Origin of the sequence: Thauera sp. 28 (genome assembly GCF_000310145.2) — a bacterium.
Lineage (GTDB): Bacteria > Pseudomonadota > Gammaproteobacteria > Burkholderiales > Rhodocyclaceae > Thauera > Thauera mechernichensis.
This window is the reverse complement of record NZ_AMXA01000002.1, coordinates 232,400-249,631: the sequence shown is the minus strand read 5'-3', so window position 1 is coordinate 249,631 and position 17,232 is coordinate 232,400. Positions and strand designations below refer to the sequence as shown.

16 protein-coding genes, 1 pseudogene and 1 riboswitch are annotated in these 17,232 nt (G+C 62.5%); of the genes and pseudogenes, 8 read left to right on the top strand and 9 right to left on the bottom strand.

Annotation, left to right across the window (positions count from 1 at the left end):
• The first annotated feature begins 9 nt into the window (after window positions 1-9).
• The 5 genes from C662_RS03150 to C662_RS03130 all read left to right on the top strand — a co-directional run bounded on the left by C662_RS03150 (window position 10) and on the right by C662_RS03130 (window position 5,672).
• Window positions 10-3,129: an efflux RND transporter permease subunit gene (locus tag C662_RS03150; protein ID WP_002924858.1), complete on the top strand. Its 3,120-nt coding sequence runs from the start codon at window positions 10-12 to the stop codon at window positions 3,127-3,129.
• A gap of 41 nt (window positions 3,130-3,170) precedes the next feature.
• Window positions 3,171-3,557, top strand: a complete 387-nt coding sequence (locus C662_RS03145; protein ID WP_002924856.1) for a hypothetical protein — start codon at window positions 3,171-3,173, stop codon at window positions 3,555-3,557.
• Window positions 3,558-3,721: 164 nt separating this feature from the next.
• Window positions 3,722-4,204: an ArsR/SmtB family transcription factor gene (locus C662_RS03140; protein WP_002924854.1), complete on the top strand. Its 483-nt coding sequence runs from the start codon at window positions 3,722-3,724 to the stop codon at window positions 4,202-4,204.
• Window positions 4,205-4,246: 42 nt separating this feature from the next.
• On the top strand, window positions 4,247-4,747 hold the full coding sequence (locus tag C662_RS03135; RefSeq protein ID WP_002924852.1) for a hypothetical protein: 501 nt from the start codon (window positions 4,247-4,249) through the stop codon (window positions 4,745-4,747).
• Between the two features lie 130 nt (window positions 4,748-4,877).
• Entirely contained in the window at window positions 4,878-5,672 is a 795-nt protein-coding gene (locus C662_RS03130) for a cation transporter (RefSeq protein ID WP_002924851.1), read from the top strand.
• Between the two features lie 375 nt (window positions 5,673-6,047).
• Here C662_RS03130 and C662_RS03125 read toward each other — a convergent pair whose 3' ends face one another.
• From C662_RS03125 to cadR, 6 genes are all read right to left on the bottom strand, one after another.
• Window positions 6,048-6,623: a TMEM165/GDT1 family protein gene (locus C662_RS03125; protein ID WP_002924850.1), complete on the bottom strand. Its 576-nt coding sequence runs from the start codon at window positions 6,621-6,623 to the stop codon at window positions 6,048-6,050.
• A 3-nt stretch (window positions 6,624-6,626) separates the two neighbouring features.
• Window positions 6,627-6,800, bottom strand: a riboswitch (yybP-ykoY riboswitch).
• Between the two features lie 144 nt (window positions 6,801-6,944).
• Entirely contained in the window at window positions 6,945-7,283 is a 339-nt protein-coding gene (locus C662_RS03120; RefSeq protein ID WP_002924849.1) for a YnfA family protein, read from the bottom strand.
• The gene (locus C662_RS03115) at window positions 7,280-7,936 is read right to left on the bottom strand and encodes a DsbA family protein (protein WP_002924848.1); all 657 of its coding nucleotides are present in this window, start codon (window positions 7,934-7,936) and stop codon (window positions 7,280-7,282) included. The genes C662_RS03120 and C662_RS03115 overlap by 4 nt, the downstream gene beginning before the upstream one ends.
• Window positions 7,933-8,358 (bottom strand): disulfide bond formation protein B, encoded by a 426-nt coding sequence (locus tag C662_RS03110; RefSeq protein WP_174377416.1) that lies wholly within the window; start codon window positions 8,356-8,358, stop codon window positions 7,933-7,935. The genes C662_RS03115 and C662_RS03110 overlap by 4 nt, the downstream gene beginning before the upstream one ends.
• 142 nt (window positions 8,359-8,500) lie before the next feature.
• A complete protein-coding gene (locus tag C662_RS03105) occupies window positions 8,501-8,965 on the bottom strand; it encodes a hypothetical protein (protein ID WP_232433201.1) in 465 nt (154 codons plus the stop codon).
• Window positions 8,949-9,383, bottom strand: a complete 435-nt coding sequence (cadR, locus tag C662_RS03100) for a Cd(II)/Pb(II)-responsive transcriptional regulator (protein WP_002924844.1) — start codon at window positions 9,381-9,383, stop codon at window positions 8,949-8,951. The genes C662_RS03105 and cadR overlap by 17 nt, the downstream gene beginning before the upstream one ends.
• Window positions 9,384-9,486: 103 nt before the next feature.
• On the opposite strand from cadR, the gene C662_RS03095 reads away from it, so the two are divergent.
• On the top strand, window positions 9,487-10,122 hold the full coding sequence (locus tag C662_RS03095) for a cation transporter (protein ID WP_002924842.1): 636 nt from the start codon (window positions 9,487-9,489) through the stop codon (window positions 10,120-10,122).
• A gap of 508 nt (window positions 10,123-10,630) precedes the next feature.
• Here the strand turns inward: C662_RS03095 and C662_RS03090 are convergent.
• Together C662_RS03090 and C662_RS03085 are read right to left on the bottom strand one after the other, a co-directional pair.
• Window positions 10,631-11,095: a LexA family protein gene (locus tag C662_RS03090; RefSeq protein WP_002924840.1), complete on the bottom strand. Its 465-nt coding sequence runs from the start codon at window positions 11,093-11,095 to the stop codon at window positions 10,631-10,633.
• 5 nt (window positions 11,096-11,100) lie between these two features.
• Complete coding sequence (locus C662_RS03085) at window positions 11,101-12,393, bottom strand: Y-family DNA polymerase (RefSeq protein WP_002924838.1); 1,293 nt, start codon at window positions 12,391-12,393, stop codon at window positions 11,101-11,103.
• 141 nt (window positions 12,394-12,534) lie between these two features.
• Between C662_RS03085 and C662_RS03080 the strand changes: the two genes are divergently transcribed.
• Complete coding sequence (locus C662_RS03080) at window positions 12,535-12,759, top strand: hypothetical protein (RefSeq protein ID WP_002924837.1); 225 nt, start codon at window positions 12,535-12,537, stop codon at window positions 12,757-12,759.
• A 1,359-nt stretch (window positions 12,760-14,118) separates the two neighbouring features.
• On the opposite strand, the pseudogene C662_RS03070 reads toward C662_RS03080, so the two are convergent.
• Window positions 14,119-14,319: pseudogene (locus tag C662_RS03070) on the bottom strand (3'-5' exonuclease); the annotation flags it as partial.
• 266 nt (window positions 14,320-14,585) lie between these two features.
• Here C662_RS03070 and C662_RS03065 point away from each other — a divergent pair.
• A complete protein-coding gene (locus C662_RS03065) occupies window positions 14,586-17,225 on the top strand; it encodes a CRISPR-associated helicase/endonuclease Cas3 (protein ID WP_037984039.1) in 2,640 nt (879 codons plus the stop codon).
• Window positions 17,226-17,232: the final 7 nt, after the last annotated feature.

The following is a 17,232-nucleotide window of genomic DNA, read 5'->3' as shown; positions in this document are numbered from 1 at the left end:
GTCTATCCGATGTTCAAGTGGCTACTCGACAACAGCCTTGGTAACCGGCTGCTGGTGATTATCGCCAGCCTGGTACTGATGGCCTACGGTGCGTTCACGCTTTCGCGAACACCCGTGGACGTATTTCCGGATCTCAACAAGCCGACGGTCACGATCATGACCGAAGCCGGCGGCATGGCGGCGGAGGAGGTCGAGCAACTCATCACCTTTCCGCTCGAGACCACCATGAATGGTTTGCCCGGCGTGGAGTCAGTGCGCTCTACCTCGAGCTCGGGGCTGTCCTTCATCTACGTGACCTTCGACTGGAGTACCGAGATTTTCCGCGCCCGGCAGATGGTGTCGGAACGCCTCTCAGCCATGGAGGAAGGGTTGCCTGAAGACGTGATTCCGCGCATGGGGCCGATCAGCTCGGTCATGGGCGAGATCATGCAGATCGCGATCCCGATCGACACGGCAAAGATCTCGCCGATGCAGGTCCGAGAGTATGCGGACTGGGTTCTTCGTCCGCGCCTGATGGCGATCCCCGGCATCGCGCAAGTCATCCCGATTGGCGGGGAGGTGCGGCAGTTCCAGGTTCAGCCCGACACCCGCCGTATGGCTGAGCTCGGTGTTTCGTTGGAGCAGTTGGAAGGGGCGATTCGAGGCTTCTCGTCGAACACCTCGGGGGGCTTTCTCGAACTGAACGGGCGCGAATATCTCATCCGCCATCTGGGTCGGACCTCGAGCCTGGAGGATCTGAAGAACCTCGCGATCACTGCGCGAGATGGCCAGCCGATCCTGCTGCGTCAGATCGCATCCGTGACCTTTGCAGCGGCGCCCAAACGGGGGGATGCCGGCTTCGAGGGCAAGCCGGCCGTCATCCTCGGCATTCAGAAGCAGCCTACGGCGGACACCATTCACCTGACTCGCTCGATCGAAACCGCGCTCGAGGAGATGAAGATATCGCTCCCGGCCGGGATGGATGCGCCGGAGGTGACCTTCCGGCAGGCGACTTTCATCGAGGCATCGATCAGCACGCTCAAGGGTAAGCTGATTGGCGCATCGGTGTTCGTTGCAGCAATCCTCTTCTTTTTTCTCGGCACCCTGCGCCCGACGATCATCGCGCTCACCGCGATTCCGGTGTCCATCTTCATGACGGCGTTGGTCTTCAAGTATTTCGGGCAGTCGATCAACACGATGACCCTTGGTGGTCTCGCGATTGCGATTGGCGGCTTGGTCGACGATGCGGTTGTGGGCGTAGAGAACGTGCTGCGCCGATTGAAGGAGGACCGCGCAAAGCATCACGACCATCGGCTTCACCCGATCGAACTCGTGGCGCGCGCAACGATGGAAGTGCGCTCGGCCATCCTTTACGCGACCATCATCATCGTGCTGGTGTTCTTGCCGCTGTTCGCGCTGCCTGGCATGGAGGGGCGGCTGTTCGTGCCGCTCGGCGTGGCGTTCATCGTCTCCACGCTCGCCTCGTTGGTCGTCTCGGTGACCGTGACGCCGGTGCTGTCCTTTTACCTGCTTCCCCGGATGAAGTCCCTCGATCACGGTGACACGCGCTTGCTCGCCTGGCTCAAGGCACGTTATCGCGGGGCGTTGCAGGGGGTGCTCGAGCACCCCAGGGCGGCCGTCACAGCGGGTGCGGTTGCGGTGGCAATTGCTGCCGCTGCGGTACCGTTCTTCCCCACGACCTTTCTGCCGCCGTTCAACGAAGGCACCTTGCTGATCGGCATGCGGCTCAACCCGGGCGTTACCCTGGCGGAGTCGACCGTGCTCGCGCAGCAAGCGGAAGTGCTCGTGAAACAGGTTCCCGAAGTGACGCACGTCGGGCGCCGAAGCGGGCGGGCCGAGCTTGATGAGCATGCGGAAGGTGTCCACGTCAGCGAGCTCGATGTGGGGCTGAAACCCGCCGGTGAGCTGAGCCGCTCGATGGGTGAGATCACCGCAGACATCCGGTCGCGACTGGTCAATCTGCCAGCTGCGATCGCGATCGGGCAACCGATCTCACATCGCATCGACCACATGCTGTCGGGCGTGCGCTCGCAGATTGCGATCAAGATCTTCGGCGAGGATCTCGACACCCTGCGCAGTCAGGCTGACGTATTGCGAACGCGGCTTGCCGCCATTCCGGGGCTCGCCGACCTGGAGATCGAGAAGCAAGTGCTCGCGCCGCAGATCAAGGTGCGGATCGACTATGCGGCCGCTGCCCGTTACGGGGTGCCGGCACCGCAGATTCTGGCCGCGCTGCAAAACCTCGTCGAGGGCGAGAAGGTCACCCAGATCGTCGAGGGTGGTCGACGGTTCGCATTGGTCGTTCGCCTACCGGAAACGGCGCGCTCGGTCGACGGGCTGGCTCAGATCCTGATCGAAACGCCGACCGGACATGTGCCCTTGTCGAAGCTGGCGTCGATCGAGGATGGTGACGGTCCGAACCAAGTGAGCCGAGACGACGGTAAGCGCCGCATCGTGCTCTCGGCCAATGCGCAGCAGCGTCCGCTATCGGAGGTCGTCGAGGACATCCGCGCCGTCGTGGCCGACCTTAAGTTGCCCGAGGGCTACTTCATCACCCTCGGCGGGCAGTTCCAAGCTCAGGAAGAGGCATCCCGTTTGGTCGGGTTGCTTTCGATCGTCTCACTCGTGCTGATGTTCGTCGTGCTCTACAGCCGCTACAAGTCGGTTCGACTCTCGGCGCTCATCATGGCGAACATTCCGCTCGCACTGGTCGGGGCGGTGATTGGACTGTGGATCTCCGGTCAGCCGTTGTCGGTGGCTGCACTCGTCGGCTTCATCACGCTTGCAGGTATTTCGGTGCGAAACGGCATCCTCAAGGTGAGTCATTACCTCAACCTGATGCGTATCGAGGGCGAGAGCTTCGACCACACGATGATCCTGCGGGGCTCGATCGAGCGCCTGTCGCCGGTGCTGATGACCGCACTGGTAACCGCGTTTGCGCTTGCACCGCTGCTGTTCGAGGCCGAGCGCCCGGGTACCGAGATTCTGCATCCGGTGGCCGTGGTGATCTTCTCGGGCCTCATCAGTTCGACCCTGCTGGATACCTTCCTTACCCCTGCAATGTTCTGGCTCTTCGGCCGCCGCGATGCAGAGAGTCTGCTCGACGATCGAAACGCCGAAGCATTCTGACGCTGCTTAACCCGCCTCATGCAAACCAGAAAGGAAAACCCATGAAGTTCTCAAAAGTCGTCGCCCTCGCTGCTCTCGTGTCTGTGGGCCCCGCCTTTGCAGCCGACAAGCATGACCATGCTCACGAGCATGAATCGATGCATGGAGGCGTGGTGGTCGAGGTCAAGGATCTCGATCTCGAACTCGTTGCCAAGCCCGAGGTGATCCAGTTGCATCTTCGCGATCACGGCAAGCCTGTTGATGTGGCAAACGGCAGTGCCAAGCTCACGCTGCTGTCTGGCGCAAACAAGCAAGATGTCGAACTCAAGCCTGCAGGTGATCGACTCGAAGCCAAGGGTAGCTTCAAGGTCGGCGCCGGCACCAAACTGGTCGCGGTTGTCACCCTTCCGGGCAAGCCTTCCACCACGGCACGCTTCACACTGAAGTGACTCCGCCCGACCGCCTGCGGCAACGGCGCGCAGGCGGTCACCTCAGGCGCTCGGCGGTAGCAAGATGAAAGCACTGTTGTGAGCTAACCAGCGGCCTGCCCCGCAGATGTTGTTCGCGGCGCAGAAGGCTCAGCGGTTCTGCACGCTTGCACTATGATGCAACTATGCATCTCATCACCGTCAAACTCGAAGAAGTCTTCCAGGCCTTGGCCGACCGGACCCGCATTCGCATCATGCGTCTGCTCGTAGATACTGGCGAAGAGATCTGTCTGTGCGAATTGGTGGACAGCCTCCAAGAGCTGCAATACAAGCTCTCTCGCCACCTGAAAACGCTGCGTCAGGCTGGCCTTCTGACCACCGTCAAGGATGGCCGCTGGCTCTACCATCGGCTGGTAACCGGCTCGCCGACGATGGGGCCCCTGTCCGATCTGATTCGCTCGGTACCCGATGAAGATGATGTCTTCTCGGGTGATCTTGCACGATTCCGCGAGCGCATCTGCTTGCGCGAAGACGGCCGTTGCCGGGTGGGCATCCAGACTTCTGACTTAGCGACGGGGGCCAGATGCACATCAATCGCCGATGCGCGCCGTTTCCCCCCCGCTGCCCGTCCCCGGGCGCAATCCCCAGTGGTCATCGGTCCGTCGTAACAAGACCGTCATGGCCTCCACTTGTGACATAGGAGAAGCGAGATGAAGAACACGATCTTGGCAGCCGCGTTGTCCGCCGTTGTACTTTCGTCCATGCCCGCCCTCGCCCAGCAGGCGCCTGGTGCCGAAGCGAACCTCGAGCCGCCCAACGTGCAGGAGTTCGACAAGCGGATGGCGCAGGCGCAGGAGAACATGAAGAAGATGCAAGAGCAGATGGACAAGATCAACCAGACTCAGGATCCCCAAGCGCGGCAAGAACTACTCCAGGACCACTGGACCACGATGCAGAACAACATGCAACTGATGCACGGCATGTGGGGGCCGGGCGGCGGCATGGGCTGCTGCATGGGCGGCCCGGGGATGGGGTCCGGAATGATGAGGGGCGGACCGATGATGGGATGGGGACATATGGGGGACTACTACTCAAAACTCACCCCGGAACAACAGCAGCAGCGCCAGTACATGATTGATCAATACATGCCGATGCAGCAGATGATGATGGATCACATGATGCGGCACCAGCAGTACATGCAGAGGAGGTGAGCGGTGTTTTCTGCCGGCAAACAGCCCTCGAAGCGCCATGTCGAGCACATCGGGGCGCTCGCTTGGCGCGCGAGTGGCGCGTAGTTTCGACGCATCGCTTCAAGCGACTGTGTTGAGTGAGAGCAGACCCATGCAGCGCAGCAGCTTTAACGTGCCGAAGATGGATTGTCCATCGGAAGAAAACCTCGTTCGCATGGCGCTCCAGGACATGCCGGAGTTGTCATTGTCGTTCGATCTGAAGCAACGTCAGGTCACGGTGCTGCATCGGGCTTCGGCGGACGAAGTCCTGGCGCGCCTGACGCGGCTCGGCCTCGGGGCAGCCCTGCAGAGCAGCGAGGCCGTGCACGATGACGCTGTGCCGTTGCCCGACGCCGGCGACGTCGCTGAATTGAAAGTGCTGCGGATGTTGCTCGGCATCAATGCTGCCATGTTCGTGATCGAGGTCGTGTTGGGCCTGTTGGCGCAGTCGGCCGGTCTGCTGGCTGACTCACTCGACATGTTCGCCGACGCGGCCGTCTACAGCCTGGCGCTCTATGCCGTGGGGCGTGCGGCTCACCTGAAGGTGAAGGCGGCCCACATCGCAGGGTGGCTGCAGCTGGTGCTTGCGCTGGGGGCTCTGTTCGAGGTCGGACGCAGGTTCGTCTTCGGCAGCGAGCCCGTCTCGGCTTTGATGATGGGAGTCGGAGTTGTTGCGCTTGTCGCAAACGTCACGTGCCTTGTGCTCATTTCGCGGCATCGTGATCGCGGCGCGCACATGACTGCAAGCTACATCTTCTCCGCCAACGACGTGCTGGCCAACCTCGGAGTGATCGTCGCGGGTGCCTTGGTCGCATGGACCGGCTCCGCCGTTCCCGACCTTGTCATCGGCGGGATCATCGGCGCAGTTGTGCTCAACGGCGCACGCAGGATTTTGGCTCTCCGATAGCGAGGGCATCGCCGCGCAATCCCGCCAAACGCGTTTCTGCGCACCATCGCACTCCTGCGGCTGCGCACCGGTCGAATGCGAAGCGCAGTTCAGCAACGACAGATAACACCGTTGATCGTGGCGTTGGGGCCAAGAACCGGCCGGATCGATTCGTGCGCCATACCGATTGGTGTCAGCCTCAGCGCACGCTTAGCGTGCGATTTTCTCCGTTTCGTGAGCGGACTCCTAGATCTTCTCCGAAGAGATGTCCATCAGGATGCTCACGAAGCCAAGCACCCAGATGCCCATGGGACTCCCGCCAGCCGCCTTGTGCGTAGGCTTCATGTGCGTTCTGGGCGAGATACGTTTAATTGGCGCAAAGGCTTCCCAGTTGATTTAGAAACCCAAGCCTGCCCCTGCCCCCAAAAGAGTGGCGACGCCGAGGAAGGCGAAGATGGCGGCGGCAATACGGTGCACAAGCTTGACCGGCATCTTGTCGGCGATTTTGTCACCCATGATGACGGCTGGCACATTCGCCACCATCATGCCCAGGGTTGTACCGGCAACGACCGCAATCAGATTCTGATACTGAGCTGCCAGCGCTACAGTGGCGATCTGCGTCTTGTCACCCATTTCGGCGAGGAAGAATGCAATCAGCGTAGTGGTGAAGACGCCAAGGCGAACCAGCTTCGCTTCATCTTCGTCGAATTTGTCCGGTATCAGAGTCCAGCCGGCCATTGCGATAAATGAAATGCCGAGCATCCAGCGAAGCGTCTCCGGTCCCATGAGCGTTGTGATCCATGTCCCCACTGCGCCTGCGAAGCCGTGATTGGCCAGAGTGGCGACAAAGATGCCGAAAACAATCGGCACCGGCTTACGGAATTTAGCTGCGAGAATGAACGCGAGGAGCTGGGTTTTGTCACCGATTTCGGCGAGCGCAACGATGCCGGTGGAGATCAGAAAAGCTTCCATACTGGTTTCCTCGGCCGGAATTCGACAAATGACCACGCCACCTCTCCGGCCAGTCGGAAGGTGGTGTGATCAAAGGTCTTGCCAAGCAGAAACCGCTTACGCCATGGTCGAGTGACCAAGTATGTTGACGCAAGCCTCTTCGGGTTGAAGAGAGGCTACTCCCCAATGAACGAGCGGCATTCTATCGATTGACCAGGCGCCCGTCTATCGAGGGCCGTTTCAAGCAGGCCTCCTTCGGATAGAGCGCTTTCTCAAATGACTGCGTCTTGCCGGCCTCAGAGCCCGTTTCGGCAACCTCGGGCAGAAGCAACAATGATACTTTCAGGGAGAGGTGGCCGGTTGCAGCGCAATGATGGCCATGCCGACCAGCGCGACGCCGGCGCCCGCGACATCCCAGCGGGTCAGCGCAACGCCATCCACGACGCGAAGCCACACCAACGCGACCGCGATGTACATGCCGCCGTAAGCGGCATAGGTTCGCCCGGCTGCAGTCGGATGCAGTGTCAGCAGCCAGGCGAAGGCGGCGAGCGACAGCGCTGCGGGCACGAGCAACCATGCACTACGGCTCTGCTTCAACACGAGCCAGGGCAGATAGCAGCCGACGATCTCGGCCACGGCCGTCAAGGCGAACAGGCCGGCGAGCTTGAACAAACCGATCACGGCTGTACTTTCCCCACTTCCTCCGCTACCAGGCGTGCCAACTGCTCGGGGCCGAAGCTCGGCAGGCTGCGTCCATTGACGAAGAAGGTTGGTGTCTTGCTGACCTGCAACGCGGTCAGATCCTCGATGTCCTGCGCGAGCACGGCCTGGATCTCGGGCGTCTCCATGTCCTGCCGGGCGCGTTCCATGTCCAGGCCGGCCCGGGCGGCTGCTTCGAAGGCGATGCCGATGTTGGGCGCCGCGTGGTCGGCCCACTCGGGCTGTGCGGCCAGCAGCGCCTCGAGCACCGGGGTATAGAGTCCCTGCTTGCGCGCAGCCTCGATCAGTTTCACCACCTGGTCCGAGCCCTGATGGAAGGGTGCATAGCGCAGCGCAAGCCGGACCTTGTCCGGATGCTGGGCCATGATCTGCTTGACGATCGGATAGAAGGCGCGGCAGGTCTCGCAGGCGGGATCGAAGAACTCGACGATGGTGACCGGCGCGTTCTGCGGCCCGATGATCGGGGTGTGCATCCGCACGAGGCGGCCTCTTTCCACCGCGACGCGCGTGTCCTGCTCGGCCTGCGTGCGATCACGGTAGGCATCCATGCCGAAGTAGAACGCCACGCCGAGGATCAGCAACACGGCGAGAGCGAGCAGTTTTCGTGTGTTCATTTACGGGTCCTTATCAGATAAATCGTCAGGGCGGCGGCGATGGCGAGGAAGGCCGCCAGCGATAGCCAGGGAATCTGGGTGTCGCCAAGGATGACCAGGGCCTGCTGGCTGCACGAGGGGCCGGTGCCGCACGGCACCCACCACTGTGGCACCCAGCCGGCGATCAGCGCGCTGTGATAGGCGGCCAGCGCGAGACCAGCGAGCGCGAATGGCAGCGCATACACCGCACCGCGCCGGTCCTCGGCGAACACGGCCATGCCCAGAATGAGGGCGAGCGGGAACATGGCGATCCGCTGGTACCAGCACAGCACGCAGGGCGTCATGCCCATCACTTCACCGATGAAGAGCGCGCCCAGCGTGGATACCAGAGCCACGGCCCAGGCGGCCATCAGCCACCACCATTGGGTTCGTTTGTCGTGCATCGAGTCGATCTCGAGGGTTGGTTCCCAGGCTTCGGGAGGGGCGGACGCCATAGGCAGTGCCCGGACGTCCGCAATGGAGCACACCGCCGCTACCGTGCGGCGCGCACTCGAAGAAGAGGGGAAGACAGGGGTGGGCTGCCGCTCAGGCAGCGAGGCGCCACTTGGGGCGTTCAGGCTCGGTGACCAGCGCAGACGCGTTGAAGTCCCGCCCGGCGTCGACGAGGACATGGCCCAGTCCTGTCAATGGCAGACGACCCGCATCGAGCAGTGCAGCGCTCGCAAGGATCTGGCAGAAACCGCAGTCGGCGTGAAGCTGCCCTTTCATCCCTTCATCGCCTTCATCCACCTGACAGGTATGTGGATGGTGGTCGCCGTGGCTGGTCGCGAAACCGGCCGATTCCAAGCAGTACGCCTCCAGGCCCGCCGACGCGAACTGAAGCGGAACGAGCAGCAGGAAGAAAATGGCAAGCCAACGGTGCATGGGCGACGATTTTAACCCCAGCCCGTTGGCTGACGGCGCATATCGCGACCATGAACGTACCGGAGCGCTGGCACCCCACATTGTGGTCACTCCGCCACCGAACCGCAGATCATTGCGCATGCTCATCGTGGCACACACAGACATCCCCCCGCGTCGGCGCCTCAAGCTCATGCAGGATGCCGCATTGCGCCGCACGATCGGGGGCACCGCACTGGCTGCGCAGGGCGACGAGTTGGCGCTCGAGCATTTGCAGGGTGTCGAGACGCGCGCGGACACGGGTGAGTTGGGAGTCGATCAACGCGTCGACCTCAGCACAGTCGGTTGTGGGGTCGTCCACGAAGCGCAGCAGTTGCGCGACGTCGACCAAGGCAATGTCCAGTGCCCGGCAGTGGCGGATGAACGCGAGGCGCTCAAGGTGCCCACCCGCGTAGGCCCGATATCCATTGGGGCTGCGGGAAGGCGCCGGGAGCAGACCGATCCGTTCGTAGTAGCGGATGGTTTCGACCTCGACGTGCGCGGCCTTGGCCAATTCACCGATCTTCATCGCCTGCATCTCCTCATTGCAACCGCCCAACAGCTTAACCGCTTGACCCTGTAGTGGCTACAGGGTGTGTGATGCACCCCTCGCCCACGTAAAGGAGAAAACCATGGCCGGCTGTTGTTCCCACTCCACCTGCGATGCCAGCGCAGCGAGCCCGCGCTTCCGCCAAGCACTGTGGATTGCATTGATCGTGAATGCGGCGATGTTCTTGGTCGAATTCGTCGCCGGCCTTGCAGTCGGTTCGGTCGCCCTATGGGCCGACGCCCTCGATTTCGCAGGAGATGCCGCCAACTATGCGCTGTCGCTGACGGTGCTGTCGTGGGGATTGATATGGCGGGCACGCGCGGCCTTGCTCAAGGGCGTGGCGATGGTGCTTTTCGGCGCCGTTGTAATGGCACGCGCCCTGTGGGCCTTCCAGCACGGCGTGACGCCTGAGCCGATTACGATGGGCGTGGTCGGCATCCTCGCACTGCTCGCCAACGCAGGGGTGGCGATGATGTTGTATCGATTTCGCGCGGGCGACGCGAACATGCGTTCGGTGTGGCTGTGCAGCCGCAACGATGCGATCGGCAATCTCGCGGTGATCCTGGCGGCGGCAGGCGTCTTCGGTACCGGAAGCGCATTGCCGGACCTTGTCGTTGCACTGGTGATGTCCGGGCTCGCGCTGTGGTCGGGGCTTGTCATCGTCGCTCACGCCCGGCGCGACATCGGCGACGCACGACAAGTCCATCAGAAGGGATGAGGACAGCGGAGCGACGTGCTTGAGGCAATGACAGGTTTCGAGGCCCAGCGGCCATCAGGATGGCAGGATTGTGGAGAGGAGGACGGGCAGCTGATGGCCGGGTCGAGCCAAGACAGGGTTCAGGTTGGTTGCCGTAAACCGGTCATCTACGACCATCCAGCGAGGGAAATCCTGGCTGGATCTCCAACGGCTGGTGATGGCCGAGTGCTGTCTGCCATGAGTGGGCCGGCAGAGAGGTCGTTTAGGGGCATGGCGCGGCTTGATTGGACGAAATGAAGCCTTTTAACCTCAGCAACGGCAAGGGGTGTAGCTTCGCTAGCTGAAGCTGACTTTGAACAGAACGATCAGTCCGCTTCAAAACCACTCGGCCCGTCCACCAGCCCCTCGCGGTACAAGCGCTGGCCAGTTGCGGAAAAACGGGATGAATCCCGAGTCCAGCCCCTGAATGAACGCCACCAGGCTGTAGATCAGAACGACCATCCCGCCGGTCCGCATCCGGCCGCAGGGCTCAAGCGGGGATGCGTTTGAACTTGCCGACGACGACGCCCCAAATCTCCAGCGCATTGCCGTCGCGCAGCTCGAGCGGGGGATAGGCAGGGTTCGCCGCCAGCAGCGCGACCGTGTTGCGCTGGCGGTGCAGGCGCTTGACCAGGCGCTCCCCATTTACGAAAGCGACCACGATGTGACCATGCGCTGGCTCGATGCTGCGGTCGACCACCAGGATGTCGCCGTCGTCGATGTCGGCGTCCTGCATTGAATTACCGCGCACCGTGAAGAAGAAGGTCGATACGGGGTTGCGCACCAGGTAATCGTTGATGTCGAGCCGCCGGTCGGCGTAGTCCTCGGCAGGCGAGGGGAAGCCGGCCGACACCGGGGTCATGCCCAGCGGAATCAGCACCGGTGGCGGGTCGAGCGCAGCCCAGGGCAAATCAGGCTGGGCGAGCAGGGCAGAAGAGAGCGGTTGTCCGGTCATTGCGCTCACCGTGCCAGCGCGATTGGCAGTTCAGCCCACGACGTGGTGTAGGCTGGGCTCAGGCGCTCGCGCCGCATTTGCCAGCCCTGGGCGCGGCCGGCGGCGGCGGCTCGCAGGGTGCCGCGGCCCCATTTCTGGTTGATCGCATCCATCGCCTGCATGGTGGCGTGCCGGCGGGCGTCTTGCGTGGGGTGGTCGAACAGGTCGCACTGGCGCGCGCCGGCAGGCTGTAGCTCGGAGAGCATCACGCCGGCTTTGTGATACGCCAGGCCCGGGCGATAGATGCGCTTGAGCACGGCGGCAGCGGTCTCCACCAGTTCAAGTGTGTCCGCGGTAGGGTGGGCGAGCGGTACGGTGACGCTGCGCTGATACTGCGGGTCGGTGGGCTTGAAGGGGTTGGTGCGGATCATCACCGTGACCGCGCCGGCCTCGGCGCCCTGGGCACGGAGCTTTTCCGCTGCACGGCTGATGTGGTGGGCGATCGCCTCGCGCAGCTCGATCAGGTGGAACACGGCGCTGCCGAACGAGCGGCTGGCCATGATCTGCTTTTTGGGCGGTGCGATGGTTTCGAGCGCCAGGCAGGCGGTGCCGTTGAGCTCGCGCACGGTGCGCTCCAGGACGACGCTGAAATGCTGCCGAATCCACTCCGGGTCTGCCGTGCGCAGCACTTCGACCGTTTCGATGCCCAGCTCGGCGAGCCTGGCGGTGATGCGACCGCCGACGCCCCACACTTCGTTCACCGCAGTCTCGCTGAAGAGTTGTTTTCGGGTGGTTTCGTCCAGGCGGTCCAGGTGGCACACGCCGTCGAAGATCGGGCGTTTTTTGGCGAAGTGGTTGGCGAGCTTGGCGAGCGTTTTGGTCGGGGCGATGCCGACGCACACCGGCAGGCCCACCCAGCGCGCAACACGTTGGCGGATCTGCTGACCGTAGGCGGCCAAGTCCAGGTGCGCGAAGCCGCTCAGGTTCAGGAAGGATTCGTCGATGCTGTAGACCTCGAGCTCGGGGGTGAAGCCGCTCAGGACGTCGACGACCCGATTGCTCATGTCGGCATACAGCGCGTAGTTCGAGGACAACGCGACGACGCCATGCTGCAGCGCCTGTTCGGCGATCTTGAACCAGGGCACGCCCATCGCGATGCCGAGTGCCTTCGCCTCGGCCGAGCGCGCGACCACGCAGCCGTCGTTGTTGGAGAGCACTACGACCGGCCGGCTGGCCAGCTTCGGCGCGAAGAGCTTTTCGCACGAGGCGTAGAAGTTGTTGCAGTCGACGAGGGCGACGGTCGGTGTCGATGTGTGCATGTTGGCGGCCTCTTTTTAGTGTATTTTTATACAGTAAATCGGCGCCGACAAGCGATATGCTTTTGAGGTATTTAGAGTTTCGACGAGTGTCGGGGGCGTTTAGGTGTTCGGTCGGTACTGTACGAAAGGGAGGAGGGTCTAATGAGTACAACGATCATGCTGATTGGAATGGGGCTCGGTGTTGTTGTGGCAGCGCTGTTGATCCTGGCTGCCAAGCCACGCCCGCAGGTTTCCGTCACGATTCGCGAACTCGACGCCAAGGCGCGGCAGCCCTACGTCGAGAAAGAAGAGTGGTCGCGCTGTATCTATACAGCCGGGTCGGGTCCGATGGTGTGCCTGGTGCGGTCGGGATCGCGTCGGGGGTAAGGGGCGGACGGTGTCCGGTTTGGCGTCCAGGTAAAACAATCGTTTAAGTCGGACACCAAAGGCACTCCTGCTGACCTGCCTAGAGCACCTACCCTATGGCGATCTGAGCAGCGATCTGACTCAACCGTTCTTCGGTAAAAAGCCATGAACTCGGGATCTCGTCCACCGTGCCCGCAGCGCGCGCGGTCGGACCAAACGTGGCGCTCATAAAGAATCGTGTCGCCGCGGCCAGCTGCTGCAGCCTTCAACCAAGCGCCGATCTACGCCGGCGTGGCCAAGTACATGCGAGGCAGCTCAGTTGCAGCGACCCCCTTGAATTGGATCAAGCAGAACACCGTTTTGCTGGTGTGCTTCGCTAGCCAGGAGTCTACGGCTCCGTGATAGTCAGCATTGCGGATGAAAGACTGCGTTAGTCCCCAGCCACCGTCCTTGCTTCCCTTCACCGAGATCTTCATGACTTTGTCGCCGTCGACGGCGACAAGGTCATACTCAGGCTGATTGGCTCAGTATTGAACGGAGATATCCCACCCGCAGCGCGCAAACTGGGCTGCCGCAAACGCCTCTGCTGCTGTAGCAACTTGCCATGAGCTTTTCATGCCTGACCTTCTCTTCGATCGAACGGAAAGATGCCTTATAGCCTGAATAGCTATGGATACGGCCACTAAGCTTTGAAGCGGCAAGGGCCGGCGCAGCCGGGCGCCGCAGGCGCGAACCCTTGACGCCGCACCGAACAAATACGCTGGGCTGGGGGGCCTAGTGATCTTCATGCGCGGGCTGGACTCGGGATTCATCCCGTTTTTCCGCAACTGGCCAGCGCTTGTACCGCGAGGGGCTGGTGGACGGGGCCGAGTGGCGGGCGTGCCGGTTCGAGTGGTTTTGAAGCGGACTGATCGTTCTGTCCAAAGTCAGCTTCAGGTAGCGAAGCTACACCCCTTGCCGTTGCTGAGGTTGGCCTCCCGGCTTTGGACAAAAGGGTTCATTTCGTCCAATCAAGCCGCACCATGCCCCTAAACGACCTCTCTGCCGGCCCACTCATGGCAGACAGCGCTCGGCCAGAAGCCGTTGAAAGCAGAGATGGCGCACAAGAAGGAAGTGCGCGCCGTTGAATCCGCGCAAGAGCAGCTTGAACGTGATGCCAACCGGCAAGGGCTGACGACAAAGAGGCCGAAAGACAGTCCGAGGTTCAGCCGTGCTGGTCGTGCAGCAGAACCCGAGGCCTTCATCACCGCGCCAGACGGATCAATCGACTTCGGAGAGATCACGCCCGACATGGCGCAAGCAATGCGCCGGCAGGCGGGGAAGATCAGGCTGCAAAGGGGTGTTCAAGACGCAGATGGTACTGGATGGGGACTCATTCAGTGCGCTGCGGACCATGGGGTTCGTGATCCCGGTCAGCGCCTCGATGTAGGCGGTAATACGCACGCTCGCGTTCATCAGGCTCTGATAGCGGTCGACCACACGACCGTCCTCCACGATGACCGCTGCGATCTCCGTGGCGCGATCGCCCTGCGCGGGTGACAACCCCGTGGTCTCGAAATCTATGGCTGCCACCGCTTCCATACTCAGCACCGTCCCATGGCACGTGGCGCATGTGGACATGCGCACCTTGGCGACCGGGCAGGATTATAGGCGGGGTGGCCCGCACCCGACGACCGCCGATTGCTCCCCGCGCCTGTGGCCTGCGCCTGCAGAGTTTGCTTCTTGCATATAACATACTGGCATGGAAGAATCTAGAGTCATTATTTTGTGACATCGCCATGGTCGCAAGTGTGCCGTACCTGCAAGCAGCACAACGCTCCCCCTCGGCTTTGACGATCCCTCGGCGCATGTGGGCCAAGACGGATTCTGAAAGCAATTGGCACCCACTTCTGCTGCACATGCTGGATGTTGCAGCAACTTCATCAGCCCTCGTTGAGCGCGAACCTGCAGCCACTCGTAGCCAACTCGCCGACATGCTCGGTCTGTCATGGGATCTTGCTCGTCCTTGGCTGTTATTGGTTATTGCTGCCCACGATCTCGGCAAGGCCTGCCCAGGGTTTCAGTGCAAGTGGCAAAACCTGTCAGGACTGAATCCGGGCCGCAGTCCGAATATGAGAATCAACCACGCCTTCGTCAGCCAGATCGCGCTAGCGGCGTGGCTTGTAGAGCGTGGCTGGCCCGATGAACTCGCTCGGCTGGTCGCTGACGCGGTGGGCTGTCACCACGGTAGCCGGGCTTCGCCAAAGACGCTTGAAGCACTTGAAGGGGATCGCAGTGCCATCGGGCGGGACGAATGGGCTGACGCCCGCCATGCCTTGCTCGATACGCTGTTCGAGGTCTTCCAGCCAACAGCCCTACCGGAGAAGGCCGGCCTTTCAGGCCCGGAGTTCATGCTGCTGGCCGGTCTCACCAGCTTTGCTGACTGGATCGGCTCCAATACCGAATGGTTCGCCTTTGGCACTGAGGCCGACGCCGATGATCCAGCAGTGTGGTTTGAAGCGCGTCGTGCCTGCGCAGATCGGGCTTTGGACGTGCTGGGCTGGCAGCCCCGCACGCCTCTGCTGACCAGCCCGCTTAGCTTTCACGAAGTGTTCGGCTTCTCGCCACGCCCCCTGCAGGGGGCCGTGGCCGCCGTGCTGGCGGGCCTTGACGAACCGGCCATCCTGCTGATCGAAGCCCCCATGGGCGAGGGCAAAACCGAAGCCGCCTGGTTTGCCCATCTGGAACTGCAACGCCGTTTCGAACATCGGGGCCTTTACATCGCGCTACCCACCCAGGCCACCGGCAACGCCATGTTTGCGCGCACCCTGGCCTTCCTGCACGCACGGGACGCCGGCCGCATGCTGGATCTGCAACTGCTGCATGGCGGCACGCTGCTCAACGACGATTTTCAGCAACTGCGTCTGGCCTCGGTTCATGACGATGGCGATGCCGATCCCCGCGCCGCCCAGGTCAAGGCAGCCGAGTGGTTCACCCATAAGAAGCGGGCGCTGCTTTCCGAATATGGCGTGGGTACGGTGGATCAGGCCCTGCTGCCGGTGCTGCCGGTGCGTCATCACTTTGTCCGCCTGTGGGGACTCGCCAACCGGGTGGTGGTGTTCGACGAAATCCACGCCTACGACGCCTATACCGGTACTTTGCTGATCCATCTGGTGCGCTGGCTGCATGCGCTGGGTTCGTCGGTGCTACTGCTCTCTGCCACCCTGCCGCCAGCCATCCGGCGCGAGTTGGCCCGAGTCGTGGGCGGCGATCTGCCCGCCACGGAAGCCACGTACCCTCGGCTGACTACGTTCGCCACGGGGAGCGTCCGGCAAACCCATTTCGAGGCCGATCCCATGCGGCGCGTGACCATCGATATCCAGCCCATCGGTTCGGCGCTGGAGGATATGCGGGCGGAGCTGCAACGGCGCCTGATCGAAGGGGGCATGGGCCTCGCGCTGGTCAACACGGTGCAGCGGGCGCAGGCGCTCTATGGCCTGTTTCCTGAAGGTCGCCCCCTGCTGCGGGAGGGCGAGCAGATCGGCAAACTGCTGGACGACGGCACCGAGATCTACCTGTTCCACGCCCGCTTCCCGGCCAGCCAGCGGCAGTTGCGCGAACAGCGGGTGCTCGACATCTTCGGCAAGGCGGGCGGCGAGAAGGGTGAGTTCCGCACGGGGCGCAAGATCCTGATCGCCACCCAGGTGGCGGAGCAGAGCCTCGATCTGGATTTCGACCTCATGGCCACCGACCTGGCCCCCATCGACCTGCTGTTGCAGCGGGCGGGCCGGCTATGGCGGCACTCCCGGCCCTGTCGCCCCGTCGCGGCCCCGATGCTACTGGTCGCCGGACTGGCCGGGGACGTGCCGGACGACTTTGGCCAGCCCCTGTGGTGGGGCGCGGTCTATGCCGAATCCGTCCTGCTGCGCACCTGGTGTCTGCTGCGCCAGCCGGAACACCGTCAGATCATCCTGCCCGATCATATCGACACGCTGGTGCAGGCCGTGTACGAGGAATCCGTTCCCATCCCGGATACATTGCAGGCGCGGCTGGACAAGGCATTGATGGCGTCCGACGGCGACGGTATCGCCAAGACCCAGCAGGCCCACGGCGCCATCATCGGCTTGCCCGACGATGCTTCGTGGGCCGATAAACATGATGATCTGTACGACGAAGATGATCCCTACGTGCATCCTACCCTTGTTGCCCAGACCCGCCTGGGCGACGAGTCCCTGACCGTGATTCCCCTCGGGCCTGCCGACGGTTTCGACGCCGGGATCGCACCGAGCTTCGAGCAGGCCAGGGCGTGGTCCCGGCGCACCCTGCGGGTCGGGCGCAAGGGGGTGGTGAAGCAACTCAAGGCGCTGGGCATTCCCGAGTCCTGGCAGCAGATTCCGCTGCTGCGCAATCACTTTCCCTTGTGTCTGGATGAAGAAGGCCGCTGGCTGGGCGACCGGTCCGTTCGTCTCGATCCCGCGCTGGGGCTAACCTATGGCAACGAAACCTGAAACCGGA